Origin of the sequence: Roseixanthobacter psychrophilus (assembly GCF_043195195.1) — a bacterium.
Lineage (GTDB): Bacteria > Pseudomonadota > Alphaproteobacteria > Rhizobiales > Xanthobacteraceae > NCEH01.
The window spans coordinates 53,981-77,215 of sequence record NZ_JBAFWT010000012.1 but is presented as its reverse complement, the minus strand read 5'-3'; the positions used below and the strand labels follow the sequence as shown (position 1 = coordinate 77,215).

At 66.3% G+C, this 23,235-nt stretch carries 20 protein-coding genes; 17 read left to right on the top strand and 3 right to left on the bottom strand.

Annotated elements, in window-relative coordinates; translation table 11 throughout:
* The first annotated feature begins 214 nt into the window (after positions 1-214).
* The 7 genes from V5F77_RS13135 (at position 215) to V5F77_RS13105 (ending at position 9,035) form a co-directional block, all read left to right on the top strand.
* Positions 215-1,045, top strand: coding sequence for an HpcH/HpaI aldolase/citrate lyase family protein (locus V5F77_RS13135; protein WP_429005802.1), 831 nt, complete (start codon positions 215-217; stop codon positions 1,043-1,045).
* Positions 1,042-2,412, top strand: a complete 1,371-nt coding sequence (locus V5F77_RS13130; RefSeq protein WP_429005801.1) for an MmgE/PrpD family protein — start codon at positions 1,042-1,044, stop codon at positions 2,410-2,412. Before V5F77_RS13135 ends, V5F77_RS13130 begins: the two co-directional genes overlap by 4 nt.
* A 464-nt stretch (positions 2,413-2,876) precedes the next feature.
* Complete coding sequence (gcl, locus tag V5F77_RS13125) at positions 2,877-4,652, top strand: glyoxylate carboligase (protein WP_429005800.1); 1,776 nt, start codon at positions 2,877-2,879, stop codon at positions 4,650-4,652.
* A 256-nt stretch (positions 4,653-4,908) separates the two neighbouring features.
* Positions 4,909-5,685: a hydroxypyruvate isomerase gene (gene hyi / locus V5F77_RS13120; RefSeq protein ID WP_429005799.1), complete on the top strand. Its 777-nt coding sequence runs from the start codon at positions 4,909-4,911 to the stop codon at positions 5,683-5,685.
* A 98-nt stretch (positions 5,686-5,783) separates the two neighbouring features.
* A complete protein-coding gene (gene glxR, locus V5F77_RS13115; protein ID WP_429005798.1) occupies positions 5,784-6,662 on the top strand; it encodes a 2-hydroxy-3-oxopropionate reductase in 879 nt (292 codons plus the stop codon).
* Between the two features lie 189 nt (positions 6,663-6,851).
* A complete protein-coding gene (gene pyk, locus V5F77_RS13110) occupies positions 6,852-8,321 on the top strand; it encodes a pyruvate kinase (protein ID WP_429005797.1) in 1,470 nt (489 codons plus the stop codon).
* A gap of 231 nt (positions 8,322-8,552) precedes the next feature.
* Positions 8,553-9,035 carry a CYTH domain-containing protein gene (locus V5F77_RS13105; RefSeq protein ID WP_429005796.1) on the top strand — a complete coding sequence of 161 codons (483 nt, stop codon included), beginning with the start codon at positions 8,553-8,555 and terminating at the stop codon, positions 9,033-9,035.
* A 21-nt stretch (positions 9,036-9,056) separates the two neighbouring features.
* Here V5F77_RS13105 and V5F77_RS13100 read toward each other — a convergent pair whose 3' ends face one another.
* Positions 9,057-10,007, bottom strand: a complete 951-nt coding sequence (locus V5F77_RS13100) for a uracil-DNA glycosylase (protein WP_429005795.1) — start codon at positions 10,005-10,007, stop codon at positions 9,057-9,059.
* Positions 10,008-10,251: 244 nt separating this feature from the next.
* Between V5F77_RS13100 and V5F77_RS13095 the strand changes: the two genes are divergently transcribed.
* The gene (locus V5F77_RS13095; protein WP_429005794.1) at positions 10,252-11,925 is read left to right on the top strand and encodes an electron transfer flavoprotein-ubiquinone oxidoreductase; all 1,674 of its coding nucleotides are present in this window, start codon (positions 10,252-10,254) and stop codon (positions 11,923-11,925) included.
* Between the two features lie 88 nt (positions 11,926-12,013).
* Here the strand turns inward: V5F77_RS13095 and V5F77_RS13090 are convergent, their stop codons facing one another.
* Together V5F77_RS13090 and V5F77_RS13085 are read right to left on the bottom strand one after the other, a co-directional pair.
* A complete protein-coding gene (locus tag V5F77_RS13090; RefSeq protein WP_429005793.1) occupies positions 12,014-12,817 on the bottom strand; it encodes a bestrophin-like domain in 804 nt (267 codons plus the stop codon).
* A 41-nt stretch (positions 12,818-12,858) separates the two neighbouring features.
* Positions 12,859-13,548: a TetR/AcrR family transcriptional regulator gene (locus tag V5F77_RS13085; protein ID WP_429005858.1), complete on the bottom strand. Its 690-nt coding sequence runs from the start codon at positions 13,546-13,548 to the stop codon at positions 12,859-12,861.
* A gap of 283 nt (positions 13,549-13,831) precedes the next feature.
* Here V5F77_RS13085 and V5F77_RS13080 point away from each other — a divergent pair, with 283 nt between their 5' ends.
* The 9 genes from V5F77_RS13080 to V5F77_RS13040 all read left to right on the top strand — a co-directional run bounded on the left by V5F77_RS13080 (position 13,832) and on the right by V5F77_RS13040 (position 23,229).
* Positions 13,832-14,692, top strand: a complete 861-nt coding sequence (locus V5F77_RS13080; protein ID WP_429005792.1) for an FAD binding domain-containing protein — start codon at positions 13,832-13,834, stop codon at positions 14,690-14,692.
* The gene (locus tag V5F77_RS13075) at positions 14,689-15,180 is read left to right on the top strand and encodes a (2Fe-2S)-binding protein (RefSeq protein ID WP_429005791.1); all 492 of its coding nucleotides are present in this window, start codon (positions 14,689-14,691) and stop codon (positions 15,178-15,180) included. The genes V5F77_RS13080 and V5F77_RS13075 overlap by 4 nt, the downstream gene beginning before the upstream one ends.
* Entirely contained in the window at positions 15,177-17,549 is a 2,373-nt protein-coding gene (locus V5F77_RS13070) for a xanthine dehydrogenase family protein molybdopterin-binding subunit (RefSeq protein ID WP_429005790.1), read from the top strand. Before V5F77_RS13075 ends, V5F77_RS13070 begins: the two co-directional genes overlap by 4 nt.
* A 32-nt stretch (positions 17,550-17,581) precedes the next feature.
* A complete protein-coding gene (locus V5F77_RS13065; protein WP_429005789.1) occupies positions 17,582-18,829 on the top strand; it encodes an ABC transporter substrate-binding protein in 1,248 nt (415 codons plus the stop codon).
* A 537-nt stretch (positions 18,830-19,366) separates the two neighbouring features.
* Positions 19,367-20,239: a branched-chain amino acid ABC transporter permease gene (locus V5F77_RS13060; RefSeq protein WP_429005788.1), complete on the top strand. Its 873-nt coding sequence runs from the start codon at positions 19,367-19,369 to the stop codon at positions 20,237-20,239.
* A gap of 14 nt (positions 20,240-20,253) precedes the next feature.
* Positions 20,254-21,261 (top strand): branched-chain amino acid ABC transporter permease, encoded by a 1,008-nt coding sequence (locus V5F77_RS13055; protein ID WP_429005787.1) that lies wholly within the window; start codon positions 20,254-20,256, stop codon positions 21,259-21,261.
* Complete coding sequence (locus tag V5F77_RS13050; RefSeq protein ID WP_429005786.1) at positions 21,258-22,013, top strand: ABC transporter ATP-binding protein; 756 nt, start codon at positions 21,258-21,260, stop codon at positions 22,011-22,013. Before V5F77_RS13055 ends, V5F77_RS13050 begins: the two co-directional genes overlap by 4 nt.
* The gene (locus V5F77_RS13045) at positions 22,006-22,740 is read left to right on the top strand and encodes an ABC transporter ATP-binding protein (RefSeq protein ID WP_429005857.1); all 735 of its coding nucleotides are present in this window, start codon (positions 22,006-22,008) and stop codon (positions 22,738-22,740) included. Before V5F77_RS13050 ends, V5F77_RS13045 begins: the two co-directional genes overlap by 8 nt.
* Before the next feature lie 21 nt (positions 22,741-22,761).
* On the top strand, positions 22,762-23,229 hold the full coding sequence (locus tag V5F77_RS13040) for a CoxG family protein (protein WP_429005785.1): 468 nt from the start codon (positions 22,762-22,764) through the stop codon (positions 23,227-23,229).
* Positions 23,230-23,235: the final 6 nt, after the last annotated feature.

Below are 23,235 nucleotides of genomic sequence, written 5' to 3'. Positions count from 1 at the left end.
ATTCGCCTTAAGTCCACCAGAGCACAAATACGCATGCGGCCTAGGCGCCATAATGAAATCGTATGGCGGCGGCGCAAAGCGATAATGCGGCACAGGCAATGGCGCGACACGAAGGCCATAGGTCTTTGCTATGAGCGCGCAAGCAATTCCCTATTTGCACCGGCCACAACGGTCGGCACTGTGCCCGCCCATGTCTCCTCGCCCAGGCCCGCCCATGTCCCAGACTCTGTTCGATGCGCGTCTCGTGGTGCTGTTCGTTCCCGGCGACCGGCCGGAACGGTTCGGCAAGGCGCTGGCCGCAGGCGCCGATGCCATCATCCTCGATCTTGAGGATGCGGTTGCGGTGGCCGAGAAATCGAGCGCCCGCGAGGCGATCGCCGCCGGCTTCCCGTCCGGGGGCGGGCCGATCTTCCTGCGCGTCAATCCCGCCGGCACGCCGTGGCATGAAGAGGATGTGGCCCTGGCGCGGCGCCTGCCGCTCGCCGGGCTGGTCTTGCCCAAGGCCGAAAATGTCGCCGACATTCCCGATCTCAGTGGCTTGCCGGTGATGGCGCTGGTGGAGAGCGCGCGGGGCATCGCCAATGCACGGGCCATCGCGGCCGCGCCCCAGGTGCGGCGCCTCGCCTTCGGCTCCATCGATTTTGCCGCCGACCTCGGCTGCGCCCACAGCAACGATGCCCTGCTCGTGGCACGCAGCGAACTGGTGCTGGCTTCGCGCCTCGCCGGCCTCGCCGGTCCGCTCGACGGCGTGACCGCCGCCTTCGACGATGCGGCGCTGTGCGAGGCCGAGGCGGCTTATGCCGCGAGCCTCGGCTGCGCCGGCAAGCTGTGCATCCATCCCCGCCAGATCGCGCCGGTTCTCAAGGGCTTCGCGCCCTCGCAAGCCGACCTCGACTGGGCGCGGCGCATCCTCGCGGCCTCCGCCGCCGGGGGCGCGGCGGTGAAGGTGGACGGGGCCATGGTCGACACGCCGGTGCGGCTTCGGGCCGAAGGCATCCTTGCCCGCGCGCAAGGCACGACGGCGCTTCAGGGAGACGCCAAATGACCGACGAAACCAATATTCTCGCGGGCTATGTGGCCGGCCTCGCCTTCGCCGACATCCCGCCCGAGGTGGTGGCGCGGGCCGAGCGGCTGGTGCTCGACTTCTTCGGCAATATTGCACGCGGCGGAGCGGATGCGGATTCCAGCGCCAGCGTGCGGGCGATGCTGGCGCGCCTCGGCCTTGATGGTCCGGGCCTGTGCACCGTCGTCGGCGCCCCGCGCACCTATGCGCCCGCGGTCGCAGCGCTGCTGAACGGCGTCTATGGCCACTCGCTGGATTTCGACGACACCCATGCGGAATCCTCGCTCCACCCGAGCGCCCCGGTGGTCTCCGCCGCCTTCGCCGCCGCCGAGATGACCGGCGCGAGCGGACGCGATTTCATCACCGCCGTGATCGCCGGTTATGAGGTGTGCTGCCGGCTCGGGGTCGCGCTCGATCCGACCGTGCATTATGCGCGCGGCTTTCATCCCACCGCGACCGCCGGCACGTTCGGCGCGGCGGCGGCGGCCGGAAAGCTGCTGGGGCTGGACGCCGAGCGCATCGCCTGCGCCTTCGGGGTGGCGGCGAGCCAGGCGGCGGGTTCACTGCAATTCCTGGTGAATGGCGCCTGGAACAAGCGCTATCAGGTGGGCGCGGCGGCCATGAACGGGCTCATCGCCGCGACCCTTTCAGCCGAAGGCTTCAAGGGCGCCGCGCAGGCCATTGAAGGCCAACACGGATTTCTGCACGGCTATAGCGACGGCGCCGACCCCGCCAAGGCGGTGCGCGACCTTGGCACTGTGTACGAGACCATGAAGATCGGGCTGAAGCCCTATCCGAGCTGCCGCTATACCCATGCCGCGCTCGACGGGCTGCTGGCGCTGCGGGCCGAACACAAGCTCACCGCCGCCGATATCGTGAAGGTGCGGGTGGGCCTGCACCCCAACGGCATCACGCTGACCGGCGCGCCGCTGGAGGAGAAGCGGCGGGCGCGCACGGTGGTGGACGGGCAATTCTCCATGCCCTTCACCGCCGCCGTCGCGCTCGACCAGGGCGCCTTCGGCTGGGACGATTACGACCGGCTGGGCGATCCCGCCATCGATGCGCTGTGCGATCGCATCGATGTGGAGGCGGATGCGGCGCTGGAAGGCCGCGCGCATCCGTTCGGCGCGCTGCTGACGGTCACCACCATCGGCGGTACCTACGAATCCAGCATTCCCGACCCTTCCGGCGAGCCGGACCTGTTTCCCGTGGATGCGGCGCTGGATGCAAAATTCACCACTTTGGTGACGCCGGTGCTGGGCACCAAGACCGCCGACCTCGCCCGATCCATTCTCGATACCGGCGCCATCGCGGACATGGCCCAGTTGGCTGCGCTGGCACGCGGTTGAAGGTGTTTCGAGGAAAAAGGGCGGCGCGCTGAAACAGGGGCGCACCGTCGGGCGCCATGGGGCGGCGAAAAGCCCCTGAAACCCCCAAACCCTGAGAAAAATGTTTCACGTGAAACAATGACTTGGCAAAGAAGAACACCGGAGAAGTGCGTGTATGTCGCGCAATTTCCGCGGCGATTCTCCGGTATTCCGACGAAGTTCTGCGACGGTGGTCGCGGGTGCCCGGCGAGCGGGCGAAGCGCCTCCGTCCCCGGCGCGCGCCCAGGACGCCCGCACCCTAGCGACGACCGCCCCCTGCAACGCGAAATCGCACCGCGGCACCCATGCTGCACTGCCAAAGTGTTCAGCCGACACAGCTTTTTCTCCATTATTGCCATTTCGGCATCAATGTCATGCCATATGATCCATAGATGCGGGGAATCCACAGGAGTATCCAAGGAGCAATCGACAAAAGGGAGGACACCATGCCCCGCATGCGTGCCATAGACGCCGCCGTCCGCGTTCTCGAGAAGGAAGGCATCACCTGCGCCTTCGGTGTTCCCGGCGCGGCCATCAACCCGCTTTACTCCGCCATGAAGCTGCGCGGTTCCATCCGCCACGTGCTGGCGCGCCATGTGGAAGGCGCCTCCCACATGGCCGAGGGCTATACCCGCGCGGTCGCCGGCAATATCGGCGTGTGCATCGGCACCTCCGGCCCCGCCGGCACCGACATGATCACCGGCCTCTATTCCGCCTCGGCGGATTCGATCCCGATCCTGTGCATCACCGGCCAGGCGCCGCGCGCCCGCCTCTACAAGGAAGATTTCCAGGCGGTGGACATCGAATCCATCGCCAAGCCGGTCACCAAATGGGCCGTGACCGTGCGCGAGCCGGCGCTGGTGCCCATGGTGTTCCAGCAGGCCTTCCACGTCATGCGCTCGGGCCGCCCCGGCCCGGTGCTGATCGATCTGCCGATCGACGTGCAGCTCGCCGAGATCGAGTTCGACGAGAGCACCTATGAGCCGCTACCGGTCTACAAGCCCAAGGCGACCCGCGCCCAGGCCGAGAAGGGCCTGGAATTCCTGCTCTCGTCCGAGCGCCCGCTGATCGTCGCCGGCGGCGGCATCATCAATGCGGACGCCTCCGACCTGCTGGTGGAACTGGCCGAAGTCACCGGCGTGCCGGTCATCCCCACCCTCATGGGCTGGGGCACCATTCCCGACGATCACCCGCTGATGGCCGGCATGTGCGGCCTGCAGACCGCGCATCGCTACGGCAATGCGAACATGCTGGCCTCCGACTTCGTGCTCGGCATCGGCAACCGCTGGGCCAACCGCCACACCGGCTCGGTCGAGGTCTACACCAAGGGCCGCAAGTTCGTGCATGTGGACATCGAGCCGACCCAGATCGGCCGCGTGTTCGGCCCCGATTTCGGCATCGTCTCCGACGCCAAGGCGGCGCTGGAACTGTTCGTCGCGGTCGCCAAGGAATGGAAGGCCGCCGGCAAGCTGCCCGACTATTCCAAATGGGCGGACGAATGCCTCATGCGCAAGCAGACCATGCTGCGCAAGTCGCATTACGACAACGTGCCGCTGAAGCCGCAGCGGGTCTATGAGGAGATGAACGAGGCGCTGGGCCGCGATGTCACCTATGTCACCACCATCGGCCTCTCGCAGATCGCCGGCGCGCAATTCCTCAATGTCTACAACCCGCGCCACTGGATCAATTGCGGCCAGGCCGGCCCGCTCGGCTGGACCCTGCCCGCCGCCCTCGGCGTGCGCGCCGCCCGCCCCGACGCCAAGATCGTCGCGCTCTCGGGCGATTACGACTTCCAGTTCCTGATCGAGGAACTGGCCGTCGGCGCCCAGCACAAGCTGCCCTACCTGCACGTGGTGGTGAACAATTCCTACCTCGGGCTGATCCGGCAGGCGCAGCGCGGCTTCGACATGGATTTCGAGGTGTCGCTCGCGTTCGAGAATATCAATTCCGACGACATCGGCGGCTATGGCGTGGATCACGTGGCGGTGGCCGAGGGCCTCGGCTGCAAGGCGATCCGCGTGCGCACGCCGAACGAGTTCAAGGATGCCTTCATCAATGCCGAGAAACTGATGCAGGAACATCAGGTGCCGGTGGTGCTGGAATTCATCCTGGAGCGCGTCACCAACATCGCCATGGGCGTCGAAATCGACAAGATCAACGAGTTCGAGGAGATCCTCGACGTGCCCGTGGAGCAGATCCGGCAGGTTGAGCCGGCGGAGTGATCTGCTAAAGCTTTGCCCCGTCCTGCCGCAGCCGGCTCCCGCCGGCCGCGTGCGGGCGAAGTGATGCTGTCGGCGCCTCGTGCTGCGGCGGCAGGCTCCAAACAAGCCGTGCCGCTCTTGCTCCATCCCTGCAACGGGGCCGGCGTGCGCCGCGGCCGGGACCGCCGATCCAAGACCAACCCGACGCGGATCTTGCCTTCCGCCGGGGAGTTGAGCGCAAACGTCCAAAAGGCAGGCTAAGCCAGCGGAGAGGTGAATGCCCAAACTCGCAGCGAATCTCACAATGCTCTGGAACGAGCTTGATTTCACCGAACGCTTCGCCAAGGCGGCGTCGGTGGGCTTCAAGGGCGTCGAGTATCTGTTCCCCTATGCCTATCCCGCCGAGCAACTCGCCGAGAAGCTGGCGCAGAACGGCCTGACCCAGGCGCTGCACAACCTGCCCGCCGGCGACTGGGCCAAGGGCGAGCGCGGCATCGCCGTGCTGCCGGACCGGGTGGGCGAATTCCAGGACAGCGTCGGCAAGGGCATCGAATATGCCAAGGTGCTGGGCACGCAGACGCTGAACGTGCTGGTGGGCCTGACCCCCAAGGACGTGCCGGCGGAAAAGGTGCACGAGACGTTGGTGTCGAACCTCAAGTTCGCCGCCGCCGAGCTGAAGAAGGCGGGCATCCCGTTCGTGGCGGAAGCCATCAACACCCGCGACATCCCCGGCTTCTACCTGACCAACACCAAGCAGGCGCTTGCGCTGTTCGATGAAGTGGGCGCGGACGACATCTTCTTCCAGTACGACATCTATCACATGCAGATCATGGAAGGGGATCTCGTCCCCACGATCCGCGCCAATCTTGCCCGCATCAAGCATATCCAGCTCGCGGACAATCCCGGCCGTGGCGAGCCCGGCACCGGCGAGATCAATTATCCGTTCGTGCTCAAAGCCATCGACGAGGCCGGCTACACCGGCTGGATCGGCTGCGAATACAAGCCGAAGACCACCACCGACGAAGGCATCGGCTGGATCAAGGATTACCAGTGACGTGACCCCGCCATCGGCCGCGCGCCGCTGGCGCCGGCCGCCAACCAAACACCCCTGCCCCGCCCGGCGGGGGTGAAACCAATCCAGGAGATACGCACATGAACGTGGGTTTCATCGGTCTCGGCATCATGGGCACCCCCATGGCCGGCCACCTCATCGATGCCGGGCACAAGCTGTTCGTCTATGACGTGTTCAAGATCCCCGCCGAAGTCACCGACAAGGGCGCGACCGCCGTCGCCTCCTCGGCCGAAGTGGCGAAGAATGCCGACATCATCATTCTCATGGTCCCCGATACCCCGCACGTGGACGAAGCCCTGTTCGGCGCCGGCGGCGTCGCCGAGGGCCTGACCGCCGGCAAGATCGTGGTGGACATGAGCTCCATCTCGCCGGTCGAGACCAAGAAGTTCGCCGCGAAGATCAACGCGCTCGGCTGCGATTATCTCGATGCACCGGTCTCCGGCGGCGATGTGGGCGCCAAGGCCGCCTCCCTCACCATCATGGTCGGCGGCCCCGATGCCGCCTTCGAAAAGGTGAAGCCCCTGTTCGAGAAGATGGGCAAGAACATCACCCTGGTCGGCGGCAACGGCGACGGGCAGACCACCAAGGTCGCGAACCAGATCATCGTCGCCCTCACCATCGAGGCGGTGAGCGAAGCGCTGCTGTTCGCCTCCAAGGCCGGCGCAGACCCGGCGAAAGTGCGCCAGGCGCTGATGGGCGGTTTCGCCAATTCGCGCATTCTGGAAGTGCATGGCGAGCGCATCGTGAAGCGCAATTTCGCCCCCGGCTTCCGCATCGAGCTGCACCAGAAGGACCTCAATCTGGCGCTCTCCTCGGCCCGCGCGCTGCAGATCGCGCTGCCCAACACCGCCACCGCCCAGGAATTGTTCAATGCGGTCGCCGCGCGCGGCGGCGGCAAGCTGGACCATTCCGCCATGGTGCAGGCGCTGGAACTGCTGGCCAATCACGAGGTCGCCTGAAAACCGAAAACCTAGCCGAAAGTCATAGAACTTTCGGCTAAGTCCTCTATGAAAAAGCGATGCCCCGGCCCTGCCGGGGCTGGCGCGAAAATGCCGGCGCGAACCGGCCGCCGTGACCTAGCGGCCACCGGTTGGCTCCAGCCAGAAGCCGAAAACACGGCCGGACCCATTCAACGGGAGGAGACGAGAATGTCGACGAAGCGCGCGCGTGCCACCAAGATCGTGGCGACCGTCGGGCCCGCCTCCAACAGCCCGGAAAAGCTGAAGGAATTGTTCCTGGCGGGGGTCGATGTGTTCCGCCTGAATTTCAGCCACGGCACCCAGGAAAACCACGGCGAGGTGCTCGCCCGCATCCGCGCGCTGGAACAGGATGTCGGCCGCCCCATCGGCGTGATCGCCGATCTCCAGGGCCCCAAGCTCCGCCTCGGCAAGTTCGTGGACAATGCCATCACCTTCGCCCCCGGCAAGGTGCTGCGCTTCGACTCCAACGTCGAGACGCTGGGCGATGAAAATCGCGTGCCGATCCCCCATCCCGATATCATCGAGGCGCTGGTGATCGGCTCCACCGTGCTGTGCGACGACGGCAAGGTGCGCCTGAAGGTGGTGGCCAAGGGCCCCGGCTGGCTGGATGCCCAGGTCATCAGCGGCACCAAGCTGTCCAACAACAAGGGCTTCAACATTCCCGACGTGGTCCTGCCCCTCTCCCCGCTGACGGAGAAGGACCGCAAGGATCTCGATTTCGCCTGCAACCTGGGTGTGGAATGGATCGCGCTCTCGTTCGTGCAGCGCCCCGACGACATCCATGAGGCGCGCGCGCTGATCGGCGACCGTGGCGCCGCCGTCATGCTGAAGATGGAGAAGCCGGCCGCGGTGGAGCATCTCACCGAGTTGGTGAAGCTCTCCGATGCCATCATGGTGGCGCGCGGCGACCTCGGCGTGGAACTCTCGCTCCCCGAAATCCCGGCGATCCAGAAGCGGATGATCGCGGAATCGCGCCGCTACGGAAAGCCGGTGATCGTGGCGACGCAGATGCTGGAAAGCATGATCACCGCGCCGGTGCCCACCCGCGCCGAAGTCTCCGACGTCGCCACCGCCGTCTATGAGGGCGCCGACTGCGTGATGCTCTCCGCCGAGAGCGCGGCCGGGCAATATCCGGTGGAAGCGGTCGCCTTCATGGACGACATCATCCGCCATGTGGAGTGTGACCCCGGCTATCGCCAGACCCTCGATGCCACCCAGGCGGAATGGGGCAAGACCATCGGCGATGCGGTGACCAAGGCCACCTACCAGACCGCCATTGCCGTGGATGCGACCGCGCTCGTCGCCTACACCCTCTCCGGCACCACGGCGCTGCGCGCCGCGCGCGAGCGCCCGCCCATGCCGATCCTTGGCATCACCACCAGTCTTGAGACCGCCCGCCGGCTCGCCCTCTCCTATGGCGTCCATGCGGTGCATGCGGAAGAAGACATCCATTCGTTCGGCGAGATGGTGGACACAGCCGTACGCATCGCGGTGGAAGAGGATCTCGGCAAGCCGGGCGATCGCCTCGCCATCACCGCCGGCGTGCCGTTCGCCAAGCCGGGCACCACCAACATCATGCGCGTGACGACCATCGGCGACACCAACCCGCCGAGCAAGTTCGACGGCGTTCAGACCTGAGTGCGGCGAAAGGGACGCCCGCTCGCCGGGCGCTCCCTGCAATCCATGCGCGATTGCGCATACCAGACTCACCGGAACGGGAAAAACCGTCCCTTTCATTGTCGTAGACAATAATCAAAATGCGTCCTTTCAGACGCAGGTCGGCGCTTACTGACGGTCCACCGTATTTTTACGGGTAGCGCTTTGGGTCGAGATGCGAGACCCTTCGCGGCCTGTCCCCAGGATCGCGGAATGCCCGTCGAAGTCGAACGAAAATTCCTTGTGACCTCAGATGCCTGGAGACAGGATGCGCGGGGCGCGCTCTTCTCCCAAGGTTACCTCTGCATCGGCCCGGAATGCACCGTGCGCATCCGCCGCGCGGGCGACAAGGCCTTCATCACGGTGAAGGGGCGCACCGAGGGCATGTCGCGACCCGAATTCGAATATGAGATTCCCCTGGATCATGCCGAGCTGATGCTCGCCGAGCAGTGCATGAAACCGCTCATCGAAAAGACCCGCTACGAGCTGGATTTCGCCGGCAAGCTCTGGACCGTCGATGTGTTCGAGGCCGAGAACAAGGGCCTCGTGCTGGCTGAGGTGGAATTGACCGATCCGCAGGAGCAGGTCGACCTGCCGCCCTGGATCGGCGCGGAAGTCACCGACGATCCGCGCTACCGCAATTCGTCCCTGGTGAACGCACCCATGACCGGCTCTTACGAGAGCGCCGATCTGTAGCGCCTCAACCGGCCGCTCGCGTCATCCCGCCTTCGCCCCCTGCGCCAGGAACGCCTCGATCGCCAAAAGGTCGCGCCAGACCAGGCGCTTGCCGAGCGGCGTGCGCAGGAGATAGGCGGGATGGAAGGTGGGAAGCGCGTGGATGACCCGCGTGCCGGTGTCGTACTCCATCATCCGCCCGCGCAATTTTGTGATGCCCTCGCTCGCCGCCAGCAGCGCCTGCGCCGAAGGGCCGCCGAGGCACACCAGGAGGTCCGGATCCACCAGCTCGATTTGGCGGCGGATGAAGGGCAGGCAGATGGCGGTTTCCTGCGGGGTCGGCGTGCGATTGCCCGGCGGGCGCCAGGGAATCACATTGGCGATGTAGGCGCTGGTGCGGTCGAGGCCGATGGCGCCGAGCATCAGGTCGAGCAATCGTCCCGAGCGGCCGACGAAAGGCAGGCCCTGCTCGTCCTCGTCGCGCCCCGGCGCCTCGCCCACGAACATGATGCGGGCGTGTGGATTGCCATCGGCGAACACCATGCGGGTGGCAGTGCGCTTCAGCGGGCAGCCGTCGAACACCTCCATGATGGCGCGCAGATCGTCCAGGCTTGAGGCGGCACGCGCCATGTCGCGGGCCGCCATCTCCGCCATGTCGGGCGGCGCGGCGGAGAGCGGCGGCACCGCAGCGCTGGCCGCCGCCCGTTCGGGCGCGGCGCGGGGCGGCGCAGGGCGAGGGGGAAGGACTTGAGGGGAACCGCCCGCCTCCTGCCGCGCGGAACCGGGAAAGGCGCGGCCCTCCGCAGGGGCAGCGCCGGCCTGGCCTAGGGCGCCGCGCGATGGCGCGCCCTGGCCGCGCGCGGCGGCGGCTGCCAGGGCGGCCGCGCTTTCGGCGAAACGGTCCACCGGGTCCTCGCCAATCGCCACGTCCACCCCGGCCTCCACATGGAAGGCCAGAATGTCGCGCCAGTCGTCGAGGGAGGAGGAAGCCATGGGGACCGGGTGGAACGAGGGGCGCTCAGGATAGAGCGGAATGCGGCGGGAGGGAACGCAGGGATTGTGCGCGGCGGATTTGCTGTTCCCCCCTGCCTTCCCCGCCGAGCGGCCCTCCCGCCGCAGAAAAAACGCGCGAATTCTTCCCCTGCGCGAAGCTGACGCGTGTACGAGCGAATTGTCAGATCGCTTCAACCGTGGAAGAACTCCAAGGATAAAAGACTGACGTATGCGGGAGCAATCGATGAGCGAGGCGGAACTGCCGGAACGCGAAGGCATGGACTACGACGTGGTCGTCGTGGGGGCAGGTCCTGCCGGTCTGGCCACGGCGATCCGCCTGAAACAACTCTCCGCCGAGCGCGGCGAGGAGATTTCCGTCGTGGTGGTGGAAAAGGGCTCGGAAGTCGGCGCCCACATCCTCTCCGGCGCGGTGGTGGACCCGGCCGGCCTGGATCAGCTGTTCCCCGACTGGCGCACCGAGGCCGACGCGCCCCTGGTCACGCCGGTGAGCGAGGATCATTTCTATTTGCTCGGCCCGGCCGGCGGCATGAAGCTGCCGAATTTCCTAATGCCGCCGCTGATGAACAACCACGGCAATTATGTCGGCTCGCTCGGCAATACCTGCCGCTGGCTGGCGCAGAAGGCGGAAGCCCTCGGCGTCGAGATCTATCCCGGCTTCGCCGCCGACGAGATCCTTTACGACGATAAGGGCGCGGTGGTCGGCATCGCCACCGGCGACATGGGCGTGGACAAGCACGGCACGCCGAAGGGCGAATTCACCCGCGGCATGGAATTGCGCGGCCGCTATACCGTGTTCGCGGAAGGCGCGCGCGGCCACCTCACCAAGCAATTGATCGCCAAATATGCGCTCGACGCCGGCAAGGAACCGGGCAAGTACGGCATTGGTCTGAAAGAATTGTGGAAGGTGAAGAAGGAGCATCACCATCCCGGCCTGGTGCAGCATGCCTTCGGCTGGCCGCTCGGCAATTCCACCGGCGGTGGCGCCTTCCTCTACCATATGGAAGACGAGCAGGTGATGGTGGGCTTCGTGGTCCACCTCAATTACCAGAACCCCTATCTCTCCCCGTTCGACGAATTCCAGCGCTTCAAGACCCACCCGACGTTCCGCGGCACGTTCGAGGGCGCCAAGCGCATCTCCTACGGCGCGCGCGCCATCACCGAGGGCGGCTGGCAGAGCGTGCCGAAGCTCTCGTTCCCCGGCGGCATGCTGGTGGGCTGCGCGGCCGGCTTCGTGAACGTGCCCCGCATCAAGGGCAGCCACAATGCGGTGCTCTCCGGCATCCTCGCCGCCGATCATCTCGCCCCGGTGCTCGCCGAAGGGCGTAGCCACGACGAATTGATCTCCTACGAGAATGCCTGGCGCTCCTCGGCCATCGGCGCGGACCTCAAGAAGGTGCGCAATGTGAAGCCGCTGTGGTCGAGGTTCGGCACCTTCATCGGCATCGGCCTCGGCGCCGTGGACATGTGGACCAACACGTTCGGCTTCTCGCTGTTCGGCACGCTGAAGCATGGCAAGACCGACGCCGCGAGCCTGAAGCCGGCGGCGCAGTGCAAGAAGATCGCCTATCCCAAGCCGGACGGCGTGCTGACCTTCGACAAATTGTCCTCGGTGTTCATCTCCAACACGAATCACGAGGAAGACCAGCAGGTCCATCTGGTGGTGAAGGACATGGCGCTGCAGAAGTCGTCCGAGCACGACATCTATGCCGGCCCGTCCAACCGCTATTGCCCGGCCGGCGTCTATGAATGGATCGAGGAGGGGGCGGACGCGCCGCGCTTCCAGATCAACGCGCAGAACTGCGTCCACTGCAAGACCTGCGATATCAAGGACCCGAACCAGAACATCACCTGGACCGCGCCGGAAGGCGGCGGCGGGCCGAATTATCCCAATATGTGAACGGGTTGGGATCCACCAGCCTGGCTTCCCATGCGGCGCAGCTCACGGCGCCGCATGGGCACGGAGCCGCGACCGCCGGCGTGGTGTCTCAGCCCGGTTGCGCCGCCGGGGTAAGCAGCGCGGGGCAGGATTCCGCCTCCATGCGATGGAGCAGCCGCACCAAGGGCGCCGGCGAAACCTGGATCAGGCCGTCGAACGGCTCGCCCATCTCGATCACCAGGAAGATGGCGGCGGAAATCGCGATCATCGCCAGCACGTGTCCCACGGCAACCAGCGGATTGCGCGGCGCGAACACGCCCAGATACAGGAAGATGAGCGAGAACCAGCTGATCACCACGATGATGAAAATCGACGGCGTCGCAGTGCGCGCCAGGCCGGAGACCTTCCACCGATATTCGACCAGCTGATGGGCAAAAGCGAGAAGCGAAAGGCGCGCCTGCTTCTCGCTTTCGGTGCTGGGCTCGAGCGCGCGAACCTGCGAATCGAGCCTCAGGATCACCTTCAACGTGGACCCGTCGGTGCGCGCCTGGGAGAAATCAACATTGTTCTGCCAGGTTTCGGCAAGCAACTGCTGGCCATAATCCTGCAATGTGTGGCGCAGACCACAGGCGGCCGTGCCATAATTGAGCAGTTCCAGATCCGTCAACTGGATGCTCGCGGCGTATTTCTGCACGTCCGAATAGGCTTCGCTGAAATTGTAGCGAGCTGAATTGACCATCAGGCCCAGCAAGAGGGCGGACATGGTGGAAACCATCGCCATGCTCGCCTTCAGGCTCATGATGGAGCCTTCCCCGAGCCAGGCCTCGGGCAGGCGCTTCGCCAGCAGGCTGCCCGCGCCCGCCGCGACAAGCATGAGCGCGAATGTGGCGACGATCGAGGTCCAGATATCCATAGCCCCAGCTTCCCAGCCTCATCGTCGCGCACGGCAAAGCTTTAGTACTGCCCGCCCTTCGCCCCGCCAAGGTCAACACCGCGATTGCTTTCGTCCGATCCGACGGCTTCCGTCTCGCCTTCGACAATGCCTCGCATGGTGAAGCTGGCACCGTGCAGGAAGCTCTTCACGGCGTCGCGCACCACGTCGTCGAGGTTTTCGGGGGTCGGCGTGCCGTACACGAAGCGGCGGATCGCCAGGTAGAAGATGCGCCCGTGCAGGCCCCAGAACATTTCCGCCTCCCGCTCGCTGATGGGCGCTTCCCGTGGCGTCGGCAGGCCGAGATCGTGCCGCAGTTCCGCGCAGGCCGGCAGGATGATCAGGTCGCGCACGATGGCGAGATAGCGGTTGGTGATGTCGAACGACTTCAGTCCTGAAAAGACGAAGATCCGCACCCACTGATAATCAAAGACCTTTTCCACATATTGCAGGTAGAAGGCGATCAGCCGGGCTTCCAGCGGGCGGCTCCTGTCCTTCACCACGCCTTCCCAGTCCGGGCTCCAGCGGCTGAGATAGACGTGCTCGTAGACCCGCTCGATCAGCGCTTCCTTGCTGGGGAAATGGCGGTAGATGGCGGAATGGGTGATTCCCATGCGCTTCGCCAGCTCGCGGGTTTGCCCCTCGAATCCATGCTCCGCGAAAAAGCGCGCCGCTTCCTCGACGATGGCCAGCTCGCGGTCCGCCGCCCGCATGTTGCGGCGCTTGGGGCGCGCACCCTGGGCGGCCGGCGCCTCGCCGACCGGCGGCGTCGCGGGCGGTTGCGTCCGGTCATTGGCCTTGCGGCGCGAGGAAGCCCCCTTCTCCAACAGCACGCTCTCCCGCCTGAGGCCGCTCCGCACGGCATGTCTTTCGATAGCCCAACTGAAGAAAGTGACCAAATGGTCATTTCGTATTGACAACCGTTCGGAGACGAGGCCTATTTTGTGACCAAGCGGTTACAAAAATCGCGAGAGGAAACGCCATGGGAGTTTGCGCGTGAAAGCTCGCGCCTTCAGTTATGTCCGCGCCCAGACCTTGGCCGACGCTTACGCGGCGTTCGCGCAAGCGGGCGATGCCAGCTATATCTCGGGCGGGCAGAGCCTCGTGCCGGCCCTGGCACTGCGGCTCCAGGCTCCAGAGGTTCTGGTGGATCTCGCCGGTGTCCCGGACATGCGCGGGGTCACGCTGGACGGCAACACGCTGCGCATCGGCGGCCTCACCCGCCACGCGCAAATGCTCACCGAACCGCTGATCGCCCGCCATGCGCCCTTGCTGGCGAAAGCCGCCCCTTATGTGGCGCATCCCGCGATCCGCAATCGCGGCACCCTCGGGGGCAGCGTGGCGCTTGCCGATCCGGCTTCCGAATTTCCCGCCATGATGCTGGCGATGAACGCGCAGATGGAAATCTTCGGCGCGGCGGGCACACGCCTCGTCCCGGCCGACGATTATTTTCAGGACCTCTACCAGACCGCGCTTGAACCCGGCGAGATCCTGGTCGCGCTTCATGTTCCCAGCGTCGGCCCACGCCATCGCTGGGCGTTCGACGAATTGACCCGCCGCCGGGGCGACTATGCCATGGTCGGCGCCGGCCTCCAGGGCCTGTTCGAAAACGACGGGCGCATCGAACATATCCGCATCGCCTTCTTCTCCGTGGCGGCAACCCCGGTCCGCGTGAAAAGCGTGGAAGCCGCGCTTGCCGGCCAGAAGATCGACGCGGCGCTGATCGCCCACGTCCAGGGCCTGATCGAAGCCGAGCTGGACCCCGCCGAGGACGAGCACCTGCCCCCCGCCATGCGGCGCCATCTGGCGCGCGTGCTTCTGGGCCGGCTGCTGCAAACCGTGAGTTCCCCGACATGAGCGCCCCCGTTCCCCTCGCTCTCACCGTCAACGGGGTGGAGGTGGCGCGCGCCGTCGCGCCGCGCACCACGCTCGCCGACTTCCTGCGGCTCGACCTCGAACTCACCGGCACCCATACGGGCTGCGAGATGGGCGCCTGCGGCGCCTGCCTGGTGATGATGGACGGTGTTCCCGTCCATTCCTGCCTCGTCCTCGCCGTGCAGGCCGAGGGCGCGGTGATCGAGACGGTGGAAGGCCTTTCCGAGCGCGGCGCCATCGCCGAGCTGCAGCAGGCCTTCCACCAGCGCAACGCGCTGCAATGCGGCTTCTGCACCCCCGGCGTGCTGGTGAATGCCCATGCGCTGCTGGAACAGGGCGGCATCCCCACGCGCGAGGACATCCGCGACGCGCTCTCCGGAAATTACTGCCGCTGCACCGGTTATGAGGCGATCGTCGACGCCATCGAGACCACGGCGCGGCTGCGCGCCGGCGCGGAGGGCCAACCATGAACGCGCCCGCCAAAACCTTCGACCGGCCCGGCCATGTGGGCCAGCCCATGTCCCGCCCCAATGCCAAGCGGCTGCTGGCGGGGCGCGGGCGCTATGTCACCGACATCACCTTGCCGCGCATGCTGCATGCCGCCTTCGTGCGCAGCCCCTATGCCCATGCCCGGATCGCGGATGTGGACATAGCGGCGGCACAGGCCATGCCGGGCGTGCGCCTGGTTGCCACCGGCGCCGACCTCGCGCGCCTCTGTACGCCCTGGGTGGGGACGCTCGACCATTTCAAGGGCATGAAATCGCCGCCCCAATTGCCGCTGCCTTTGGAGCGCGCGGTGTGGGCCGGACAGGCAGTGGTGGCCGTAGTGGCCGATACCCGCGCCCTCGCCGAGGATGCGGCGGAAATGGTCGCGATCACCTTCGAGGAATTGCCGCCGGTCACCGACCTCGACATGGCCCAGGCCGAGGGCGCGCCCCGCGTCGCCCCCGAGCTTTCCGACAATATGTGCTTCCGCGCCGGCCTCGACACCGGCGGCGTGGACGACATCTTCGCCACGGCCGCCCATGTGGTGGAGGGTGAATTCCACTTCGGCCGCCACACCGGCGTGACCCTGGAACCGCGCGCCATCATCGCCGATTACGATCCGAGCGAGGAGCGCCTGACGGTTCATCACGCGACCCAGACGCCCTATCAATTCCAGGACATCTACGCCCGCCATTACGGCATCGCCGAATCCCGCGTGCGGGTGGTGGCGCCGGATGTGGGCGGCTCGTTCGGCGTGAAGCTGCATGTCTATCACGAGGACATGGCGGTGGTCGGGCTCTCCATGCTGCTCGGGCGGCCGGTGAAATTCGTCGCCGACCGAACGGAAGCCTTCGTCTCCGACATCCACGCCCGCGACCATCGCGTGAAGGCGCGCGCGGCCGTGGCAGCGGATGGCACCATCCTCGCCATGGATGTGGAGGACGAAACCGCCATCGGCGCCTTCTCCACCTATCCCCGCACCAGCGCGGTGGAGGGCAATCAGGTGATCCGCCTCATCGGCGCGCCCTATACGCTCGCCGGCTATCGCGCGGACCTGAAGGTGCTGTTCCAGAACAAGGTGCAGACCAGCCAGTATCGCGCGGTCGGCCATCCCATCGCCTGCGCCGTCACCGAGCGGCTGGTGGATCTCGCCGGGCAGAAGGCCGGGCTCGACCCGTTCGCGGTGCGCGCCAAGAACATGATCGCCGACGACGCCTATCCCTGCGCCTCCGCCACCGGCTACAAGTTCGAGGCGCTCTCCCATCAGGCCTGCCTCGCCAAGCTGCACACGCTGATGAATTACGACCGCCTGCGGAGCGAACAGGCCGAGGCCCGCGCGCGCGGCATCCATCGCGGCATCGGCATCGCCGCCTTCGTGGAAATCACCAATCCCACTCCCGCCTTCTATGGCGTCGGCGGCGCGCGGATCTCGGCGCAGGACGGCGCCATCATCAAGATCACGCCCTCCGGCGAGGTGCGCTGCCTGATTTCGGTGACCGAGCAGGGCCAGGGCACCGAAACCATCATGGGCCAGATCGTCGCCGATTATCTCGGCGTCTCGCGCGACATCGTGCGGGTGATCACCGGCGATACCGAAGTGACGCCCCATGGCGGGGCCACCTGGGCCTGCCGGGGCGCCGGCATCGGCGGGGAGACCGCGCTCCAGGCGGCGCGCAAGCTCAAGGGCAATGTCCTCGCGGTCGCCGCCGCCATCCTCCAGGCGACGCCCGACGCGCTGGATCTGGTGAACGGCGAAGTCGTCGAGCGCGCCACGGGGCAGGCGCGCATCAGCCTCGCGGAAGTGGCGCGCATCGCCTATTTCCGCTCGGATACGCTGCCGGCCGGCACCAATGCCCAGCTCTCGGCGGTGCATCATTACGCACCGCAGGGCTATCCCTTCGCCTTCACCAACGGCATCCACGGCTGCCATGTGGAGGTGGATATCGAGACCGGGCTGGTGAAGATCCTCAAGCATTTCGTCGTGGAGGATTGCGGCCGCATCATCAATCCCCTGCTGGTGGAAGAACAGGTGCGCGGCGGCGTGGTGCAGGGGCTTGGCGCGGCCTTCTTCGAAGAGTGCCTCTATGACGAAAGCGGCCAGCTCACCAATGGCTCGCTGGCCGATTACCTCGTGCCCATGTCGTGCGAAATGCCCGACATCCTGATCGACCACATGGAAACGCCGACCAAGGACACCGAACTCGGTGCCAAGGGCTGCGGCGAGGCCGGCACGGCCGCCGCCGCGGCCGCCGCAATGAACGCGGTGAATGACGCCATCGCCCCGTTCAACGCCGCGATCTCGCAGATCCCCATGACTCCCGCGCGCCTGCTGAGGGCGCTCGGCACCATCTGAATCGACAAAAAAATACCCCCTGGGAGGGACACATGGCCAATTTTCTGTTGCCGCCGTTATCGGGTGTATCGCGTCGTGCCGTTCTCGCAGGCATGGGGGCCGGCATCGGCCTCATGGCCGCGCCGGCAATCCTGCGGGCGCAGACCGACACCATCCGCATCGGCTTTCCGACCCCGCTCACCGGCCCGTTCGGCGCCGAGGCGAAGGACCAGGTGAAGAGCGCCGAACTGGCGGTGAAGCTGGTCAACGACAAGGGCGGCATCGGCGGCCGCAAGGTCGAGCTGCTGGTGCGCGACGACAAGCTGAACGCCGGCGAGGCCGCGACCCGCACCCTCGAACTGATCGAGAAGGACAAGGTGCATGCGATCGTCGGCGCGCTATCCAGCGCGGTGCAGCTGGCGGTGAACGAAGTGACCCGCGCGCGCGGCGTGCTCTATGTCTCGATCAGCCAGTCCGACACCATCAACGAAGTGAAGGATTTCTCGCGCTTCACCTTCCACGAGGCGCTGAACCCGCACATGACGACGGCGGCGGTCGCCAGGAAGACCTTCAAGAAGGGCTCCAAGATCGCCTATCTCGTGGCGGATTATGCCTATGGCCATGAGATGCTGCGCGGCTTCAAGCGCGCCGCCGCCGCCATCGGCGCGGAGAGCGTGGGGGAAATCCTCCACCCGTTCGGCGCCGCCGATTATTCGACCCTGATGCCGCGCATCCGCTCCATGAAGCCGGACATCCTGGCGATCTGCAATTTCGGCCGCGACCAGGCCAATTCCATCAAGCAGGCCAACGATTTCGGCCTCAAGCAGCAGATGCAGATCGTGGTGCCGGTGCTGCTCCACAACCAGCGCCTCGCGGTGGGCCCCGACGTGTTCGCGGGCGTGATCGGCGGCGCGAACTATTATTGGGGCCTGGAAAGCACCGTGCCCACGGCCAAGACGTTCAACGATGCCTTCAAGGCCGCCAATAACGGAGCCTATCCCACCGATTACGGCGCCTACGGCTTCACCGGCGTCGCCTCGTTGCTGCTGGCCATCGAGAAGGCCGGCAGCACCGATACCGACAAGATGGTCGAGGCACTGCAGAACCTGAAATACGATGTCGCCAAGGGTCCCCAGCATTACCGCGCCTGCGACCACCAGTCGGTGCAGGCGGTGCTGGTGCTGGAGTCCAAGAAGAAGGCCGACATGGCGAACGAGCAGGATCTGTTCGCCATCATCGCCAATGATCCGGGCTCGGAAGACATGCTGCGCTCCTGCGCGGAGCTGGGCTTCCCGACCTGAGTCCCCTCACCCCCAACCCTCTCCCCCTCGGGGAGAGGGAGAGTTCCCGAGTTCGCCCCTCCGGGGGGGAGGGAAAGACTGAAGTTCACCTCTCCCCGACGGGGAGAGGTCGGCCGCGCAGCGGACGGATGAGGGGGCGGAGCCTTCCGGCGGGATCAAGCCCCGCCTGACCGGGCGCGCCCCTCACCCCAACCCTCTCCCCCTCGGGGAGAGGGGGGGGCCCGGTTTCGCCCCTCACGGGGGGAGAGCGGGGTTCCCGACTTCGCCCCTCAGGGGGAAGAGGGGGAAAGCCCAAAGTTCACCTCTCCCCGAGGGGGAGAGGTCGGCCGCGCAGCGGAGGGGTGAGGGGGCCGAGCCTCACGGCGGGATCAAGCCCCGCTGCACTGGGAGCGCCCCTCACCCCAACCCTCTCCCCGTCGGGGAGAGGGGGAGTTCCCGACTTCGCTCCTCCGGGGGGAGACGAAAGGGAAAGCCAAAGTTCACCCCTCCCCCGTCGGGGAGAGGACACGACACAGAAAGCCGGAGCCGGACACCGACATGGATCTCGAACTCATCCTCATGCAGCTCTTTTCCGGCGTCGCGCTGGGCGCGGTGCTGATCATGGCGGCGCTCGGCCTCACCATCATCTTCGGCATGCTGGGCATCGTGAACTTCGCCCATGGCGCACTGTTCATGGTGGGCGCCTATGCCGGCGTGTGGGTCGCCGAGCAGACCGGTAATTTCTGGTGGGCCCTGCTGCTGGCGCCGCTGGCGGTGGGCGCGTTCGGCATGCTGATCGAGCGGTTCCTCATCCGCCCGCTCTACAAGCGCTCGGTGGATGATCCCCTGCTGCTCACCTTCGGCCTCGGCTATGTGCTGGTGGAAGCGGTGCGCATCGTGTTCGGCACCGATGGCGTGCCGTTCGCCACACCCGAGGCGCTGAGCGGGGTGGTGGATCTCGGCATCGGCTATTTCCCGCTCTACCGGCTGTTCGTGGTCGGCCTCGTCGCGGTGGTGCTGCTGGCGCTGTGGCTGGCGCTGGAGAAGACCAAGTTCGGCCTGATCGTGCGGGCCGGCGCCAAGGACCCGTTGATGATGCGGGTGCTCGGGGTGGATATCAGCGCCCTGTGGCTGGTGGTGTTCGGCCTCGGCGTGGCGCTCACCGCGCTCGGCGGCGTGCTCGCCGCGCCCATGCGCAACGTCACGCCGGAAATGGGCACGCTGGTGCTCGCCGAAGCCTTCGTGGTCACCGTCATCGGCGGCATGGGCTCCTTGCTCGGCGCGGTGATCGCCGGGCTCGTGGTGGGCGTCGCGGTCTCCATGACCGCGCTGTTCGCCCCGGAAATGGCCACCATCGTCATGTTTGCGCTCATGGCGCTTGTCCTTCTGTTCCGCCCGCAGGGCCTGTTCGGTCAGAGCGTGCGCGCATGAGCGGAGATCCTTCCATGTCCCCCTCCCCGGCCTCCGCCGCCGCGCCGCCGCTGGCCGCGCAGACGGGCGTGAAAGCCACCGGCTTCGGCGCAATGCTGCAGCGCTGGCGCGTGCCGCTCTCGGTGCTCGCCTTGTGTCTCCTGCCGTGGGTCCTGCCCTCGCAGGCGCTGGCGGTGAACGTGCTGGTCTTTGGCCTGTTCGCGGTCGGCTACAATCTGCTCTTCGGCTACACCGGGCTGCTTTCGTTCGGCCACGCGGCCTTCTTCGGCGGTGGCGCCTATCTCACCGGCATCGCCATCGCCCATTTCGGCCTCGGCTGGTTCCCCGCCATGCTGGTGGGCGTGCTGGGCGCGGGCGTGCTCGCCGCGCTCATGGGGGCGCTGTCGATCCGCACCCGCGGCATCTACTTCTCCATGGTCACCTTGGCCCTGTCCCAACTGGTCTATTACGTGGCGCTCCAGGCCAGTTCCTGGACCGGCGGCGAAAACGGCCTGCGCGGTTTCACCGTCTCCACCATCAATCTGTTCGGCTTCACCGTGGATTTTTTGAATCCGGTGAATAAATACTATGTTCTGATGGTGTTCGCGGCGCTGGCGCTGTGGTTCGTCTCGCGGCTGCTGAATTCGCCCTTCGGCGCGGTGATCGAGGCGATCCGCGAGAACGAGACCCGGGCGCGCGCCTGCGGCTATGATGTGGAGCGCACCAAGCTCATCGTCTTCATCCTCTCCGGCCTCATCTGCGGTCTGGCCGGCGCGCTTTCGGCCCTGCATCTCGCCATCGTGCCGCTGGATACGCTGCACTACCAGACCTCGGGGCTGGTGGTGATGATGACGCTGCTCGGCGGCGCCGGCAGCTTCTTCGGGCCGTTCGTGGGCGCCCTGGTGTTCCTGCTGATCGAGGATGTCGCCTCGCTCTGGACCTCCCATTGGCAGCTCATCGTCGGGCTCATCTTCATCGCCTTCGTGCTGTTCCTGCCCAAGGGCATCTGGGGCACCCTCATTTCCCGGAGGACGCATGGATGACCACGCCGCTTCTCTCCGTCGAGAACATCGGCCGCAGCTTCGGCGGGTTCGTCGCGCTGGCGGATATCAGCGCCAGTTTCGCGCCGCGCAAGGTGACCGCCATCATCGGCCCGAACGGCGCCGGCAAGAGCACCTTCTTCAACGTGCTGTCGGGCGTGCTGCCGCCCTCCACCGGCGCGATCCGCTTCAAGGGGAAGGATTTGACCGGGCTGCGCCAGCACAAGTTCGTGCATCTCGGCATCGCCCGCTCCTACCAGATCACCAACATCTTCCCCGAGCTTTCGGTGCACGAAAACGTGCGCGTGGCGGCGCAGGCGTTCGTTGCCCGCTACGACGTGTTCTCCAACCGCACGCGCTATGGCGCACTCGACGAGAAGGCGCACGCGGCGCTCGCCGCTGTCGGCCTTCACGCCAAGGGCCACCGCACGGCCAAGGCGCTCGCCCATGGCGAGCAGCGGGCGCTGGAAATCGCCATCGCCCTGGTGGCAGACCCCGAACTGCTGCTGCTGGACGAGCCGACCGCCGGCATGGGGCCGGAGGAGACCAAGGAGATGGTCGCCTTGATCGAGCGGCTCGCCGCCGAGCGCACCATCCTGCTGGTCGAGCACAAGATGAAGATGATCCTCGGCTTGAGCGATCGCATCCTGGTGCTGCATCACGGCCGGCTGATCGCCGACGGCACCCCCCAATCCATCCAGACGGACAAGGAAGTCCGTCGCGTCTATCTGGGTCAGAACGATGGCTATGCTTGAGATCGAGGGCCTGGACGCCTGGTACGGCGCAAGCCATATTCTCCACAAGGTGAGCCTGAAGGTGGAGAAGGGCGAGATCGTCGCCTTGGTCGGCCGCAACGGCGCGGGGAAGACCTCCACCTTGCGCGCGGTGATGGGGCTGATGCCCCATCACCGCGCGCAAGGTGGAGGTCTTCCCCGCGCCACCGGGCGCGTGCGGTTCGACGGCACTGAGCTTCTGCCGCGCGCGGCGCACGAGCGCTTCAAGCTCGGCCTCGCCTATGTGCCGGAAGAGCGGCGCATCGTGCAGGGGCTGACCGTGCGGGAAAACCTGCAGCTCGGCCTCGTCGCCTCGGGCAAGAAGATCGACGAGCGCACGGCCATCGATGAGATCGCCGAGAGCTTTCCCCGCCTGAAAGAGCGCCTGAACCAGCAGGGCACCACCATGTCGGGCGGCGAGCAGCAGATGCTGGCCATCGCCCGCGCCATGATCGCCAAGCCCTCCATGATCCTCTTGGACGAACCCTCCGAGGGCATCATGCCGGTACTGGTGGAGGAGATGGGCGTCCTGTTCCGCCGGATGCGCGACCAGGGCATGACCCTGGTGCTGGTGGAACAGAACGTGGAATGGGCATTGAAGCTGGCCGACCGGGCGGTCATCATCGACCAGGGTGAGATCGTCCATGAAAGCAGCGCCGCCGCGCTTCTGGCCGACAAGGACATTCAGGATCGCTATTGCGCCGTGTGAGCGCTCGAAAGGACTTTCGTCATGGAAATCGTCGGCGAATATCGCATCGCCGCGCCGCGCGAGACGGTGTGGAAGGCCATCCTTGATCCCGAAATGCTGCGTCGCTGCATCCCCGGCTGCCAGGAACTGACGGAGACTGGCCCGAACGCCTTCGCCGCGAAGGTGCAGATCAAGGTGGGCCCGGTCTCGGCCAATTTCGCCGGCACGGTGGAACTCCAGGATATCACCGCGCCGGAAAGCTGCCGCATCGTCGGCCAGGGCAGCGGCGGGGTGGCCGGCTTCGCCAAGGGCGATGCAGTGGTGACGCTGGCGGAAGATGGGGAAGAGACCCTCCTCACCTACAAGGCCGACGCGCAAATCGGCGGCAAGCTCGCCTCCCTCGGCGGACGGCTGATCCAGGCCACGGCCCGCAAGCTGGCGGACCAATTCTTCTCCACCTTCACCAAGGCGCTGAACGGCGAGGGTGAGGCGGAAAAGGCGGCGTCCTAGGCGGCG

Coding starts and splice junctions, on each gene's coding strand:
- V5F77_RS13135 (WP_429005802.1), top strand. CDS start 215: ATGTCCCAGACTCTGTTCGATGCGCGTCTCGTGGTGCTGTTCGTTCCC.
- V5F77_RS13130 (WP_429005801.1), top strand. CDS start 1,042: ATGACCGACGAAACCAATATTCTCGCGGGCTATGTGGCCGGCCTCGCC.
- gcl (WP_429005800.1), top strand. CDS start 2,877: ATGCCCCGCATGCGTGCCATAGACGCCGCCGTCCGCGTTCTCGAGAAG.
- hyi (WP_429005799.1), top strand. CDS start 4,909: ATGCCCAAACTCGCAGCGAATCTCACAATGCTCTGGAACGAGCTTGAT.
- glxR (WP_429005798.1), top strand. CDS start 5,784: ATGAACGTGGGTTTCATCGGTCTCGGCATCATGGGCACCCCCATGGCC.
- pyk (WP_429005797.1), top strand. CDS start 6,852: ATGTCGACGAAGCGCGCGCGTGCCACCAAGATCGTGGCGACCGTCGGG.
- V5F77_RS13105 (WP_429005796.1), top strand. CDS start 8,553: ATGCCCGTCGAAGTCGAACGAAAATTCCTTGTGACCTCAGATGCCTGG.
- V5F77_RS13100 (WP_429005795.1), bottom strand. CDS start 10,007: ATGGCTTCCTCCTCCCTCGACGACTGGCGCGACATTCTGGCCTTCCAT.
- V5F77_RS13095 (WP_429005794.1), top strand. CDS start 10,252: ATGAGCGAGGCGGAACTGCCGGAACGCGAAGGCATGGACTACGACGTG.
- V5F77_RS13090 (WP_429005793.1), bottom strand. CDS start 12,817: ATGGATATCTGGACCTCGATCGTCGCCACATTCGCGCTCATGCTTGTC.
- V5F77_RS13085 (WP_429005858.1), bottom strand. CDS start 13,548: ATGCGGGCGGCGGACCGCGAGCTGGCCATCGTCGAGGAAGCGGCGCGC.
- V5F77_RS13075 (WP_429005791.1), top strand. CDS start 14,689: ATGAGCGCCCCCGTTCCCCTCGCTCTCACCGTCAACGGGGTGGAGGTG.
- V5F77_RS13070 (WP_429005790.1), top strand. CDS start 15,177: ATGAACGCGCCCGCCAAAACCTTCGACCGGCCCGGCCATGTGGGCCAG.
- V5F77_RS13065 (WP_429005789.1), top strand. CDS start 17,582: ATGGCCAATTTTCTGTTGCCGCCGTTATCGGGTGTATCGCGTCGTGCC.
- V5F77_RS13060 (WP_429005788.1), top strand. CDS start 19,367: ATGGATCTCGAACTCATCCTCATGCAGCTCTTTTCCGGCGTCGCGCTG.
- V5F77_RS13055 (WP_429005787.1), top strand. CDS start 20,254: ATGTCCCCCTCCCCGGCCTCCGCCGCCGCGCCGCCGCTGGCCGCGCAG.
- V5F77_RS13050 (WP_429005786.1), top strand. CDS start 21,258: ATGACCACGCCGCTTCTCTCCGTCGAGAACATCGGCCGCAGCTTCGGC.
- V5F77_RS13045 (WP_429005857.1), top strand. CDS start 22,006: ATGCTTGAGATCGAGGGCCTGGACGCCTGGTACGGCGCAAGCCATATT.
- V5F77_RS13040 (WP_429005785.1), top strand. CDS start 22,762: ATGGAAATCGTCGGCGAATATCGCATCGCCGCGCCGCGCGAGACGGTG.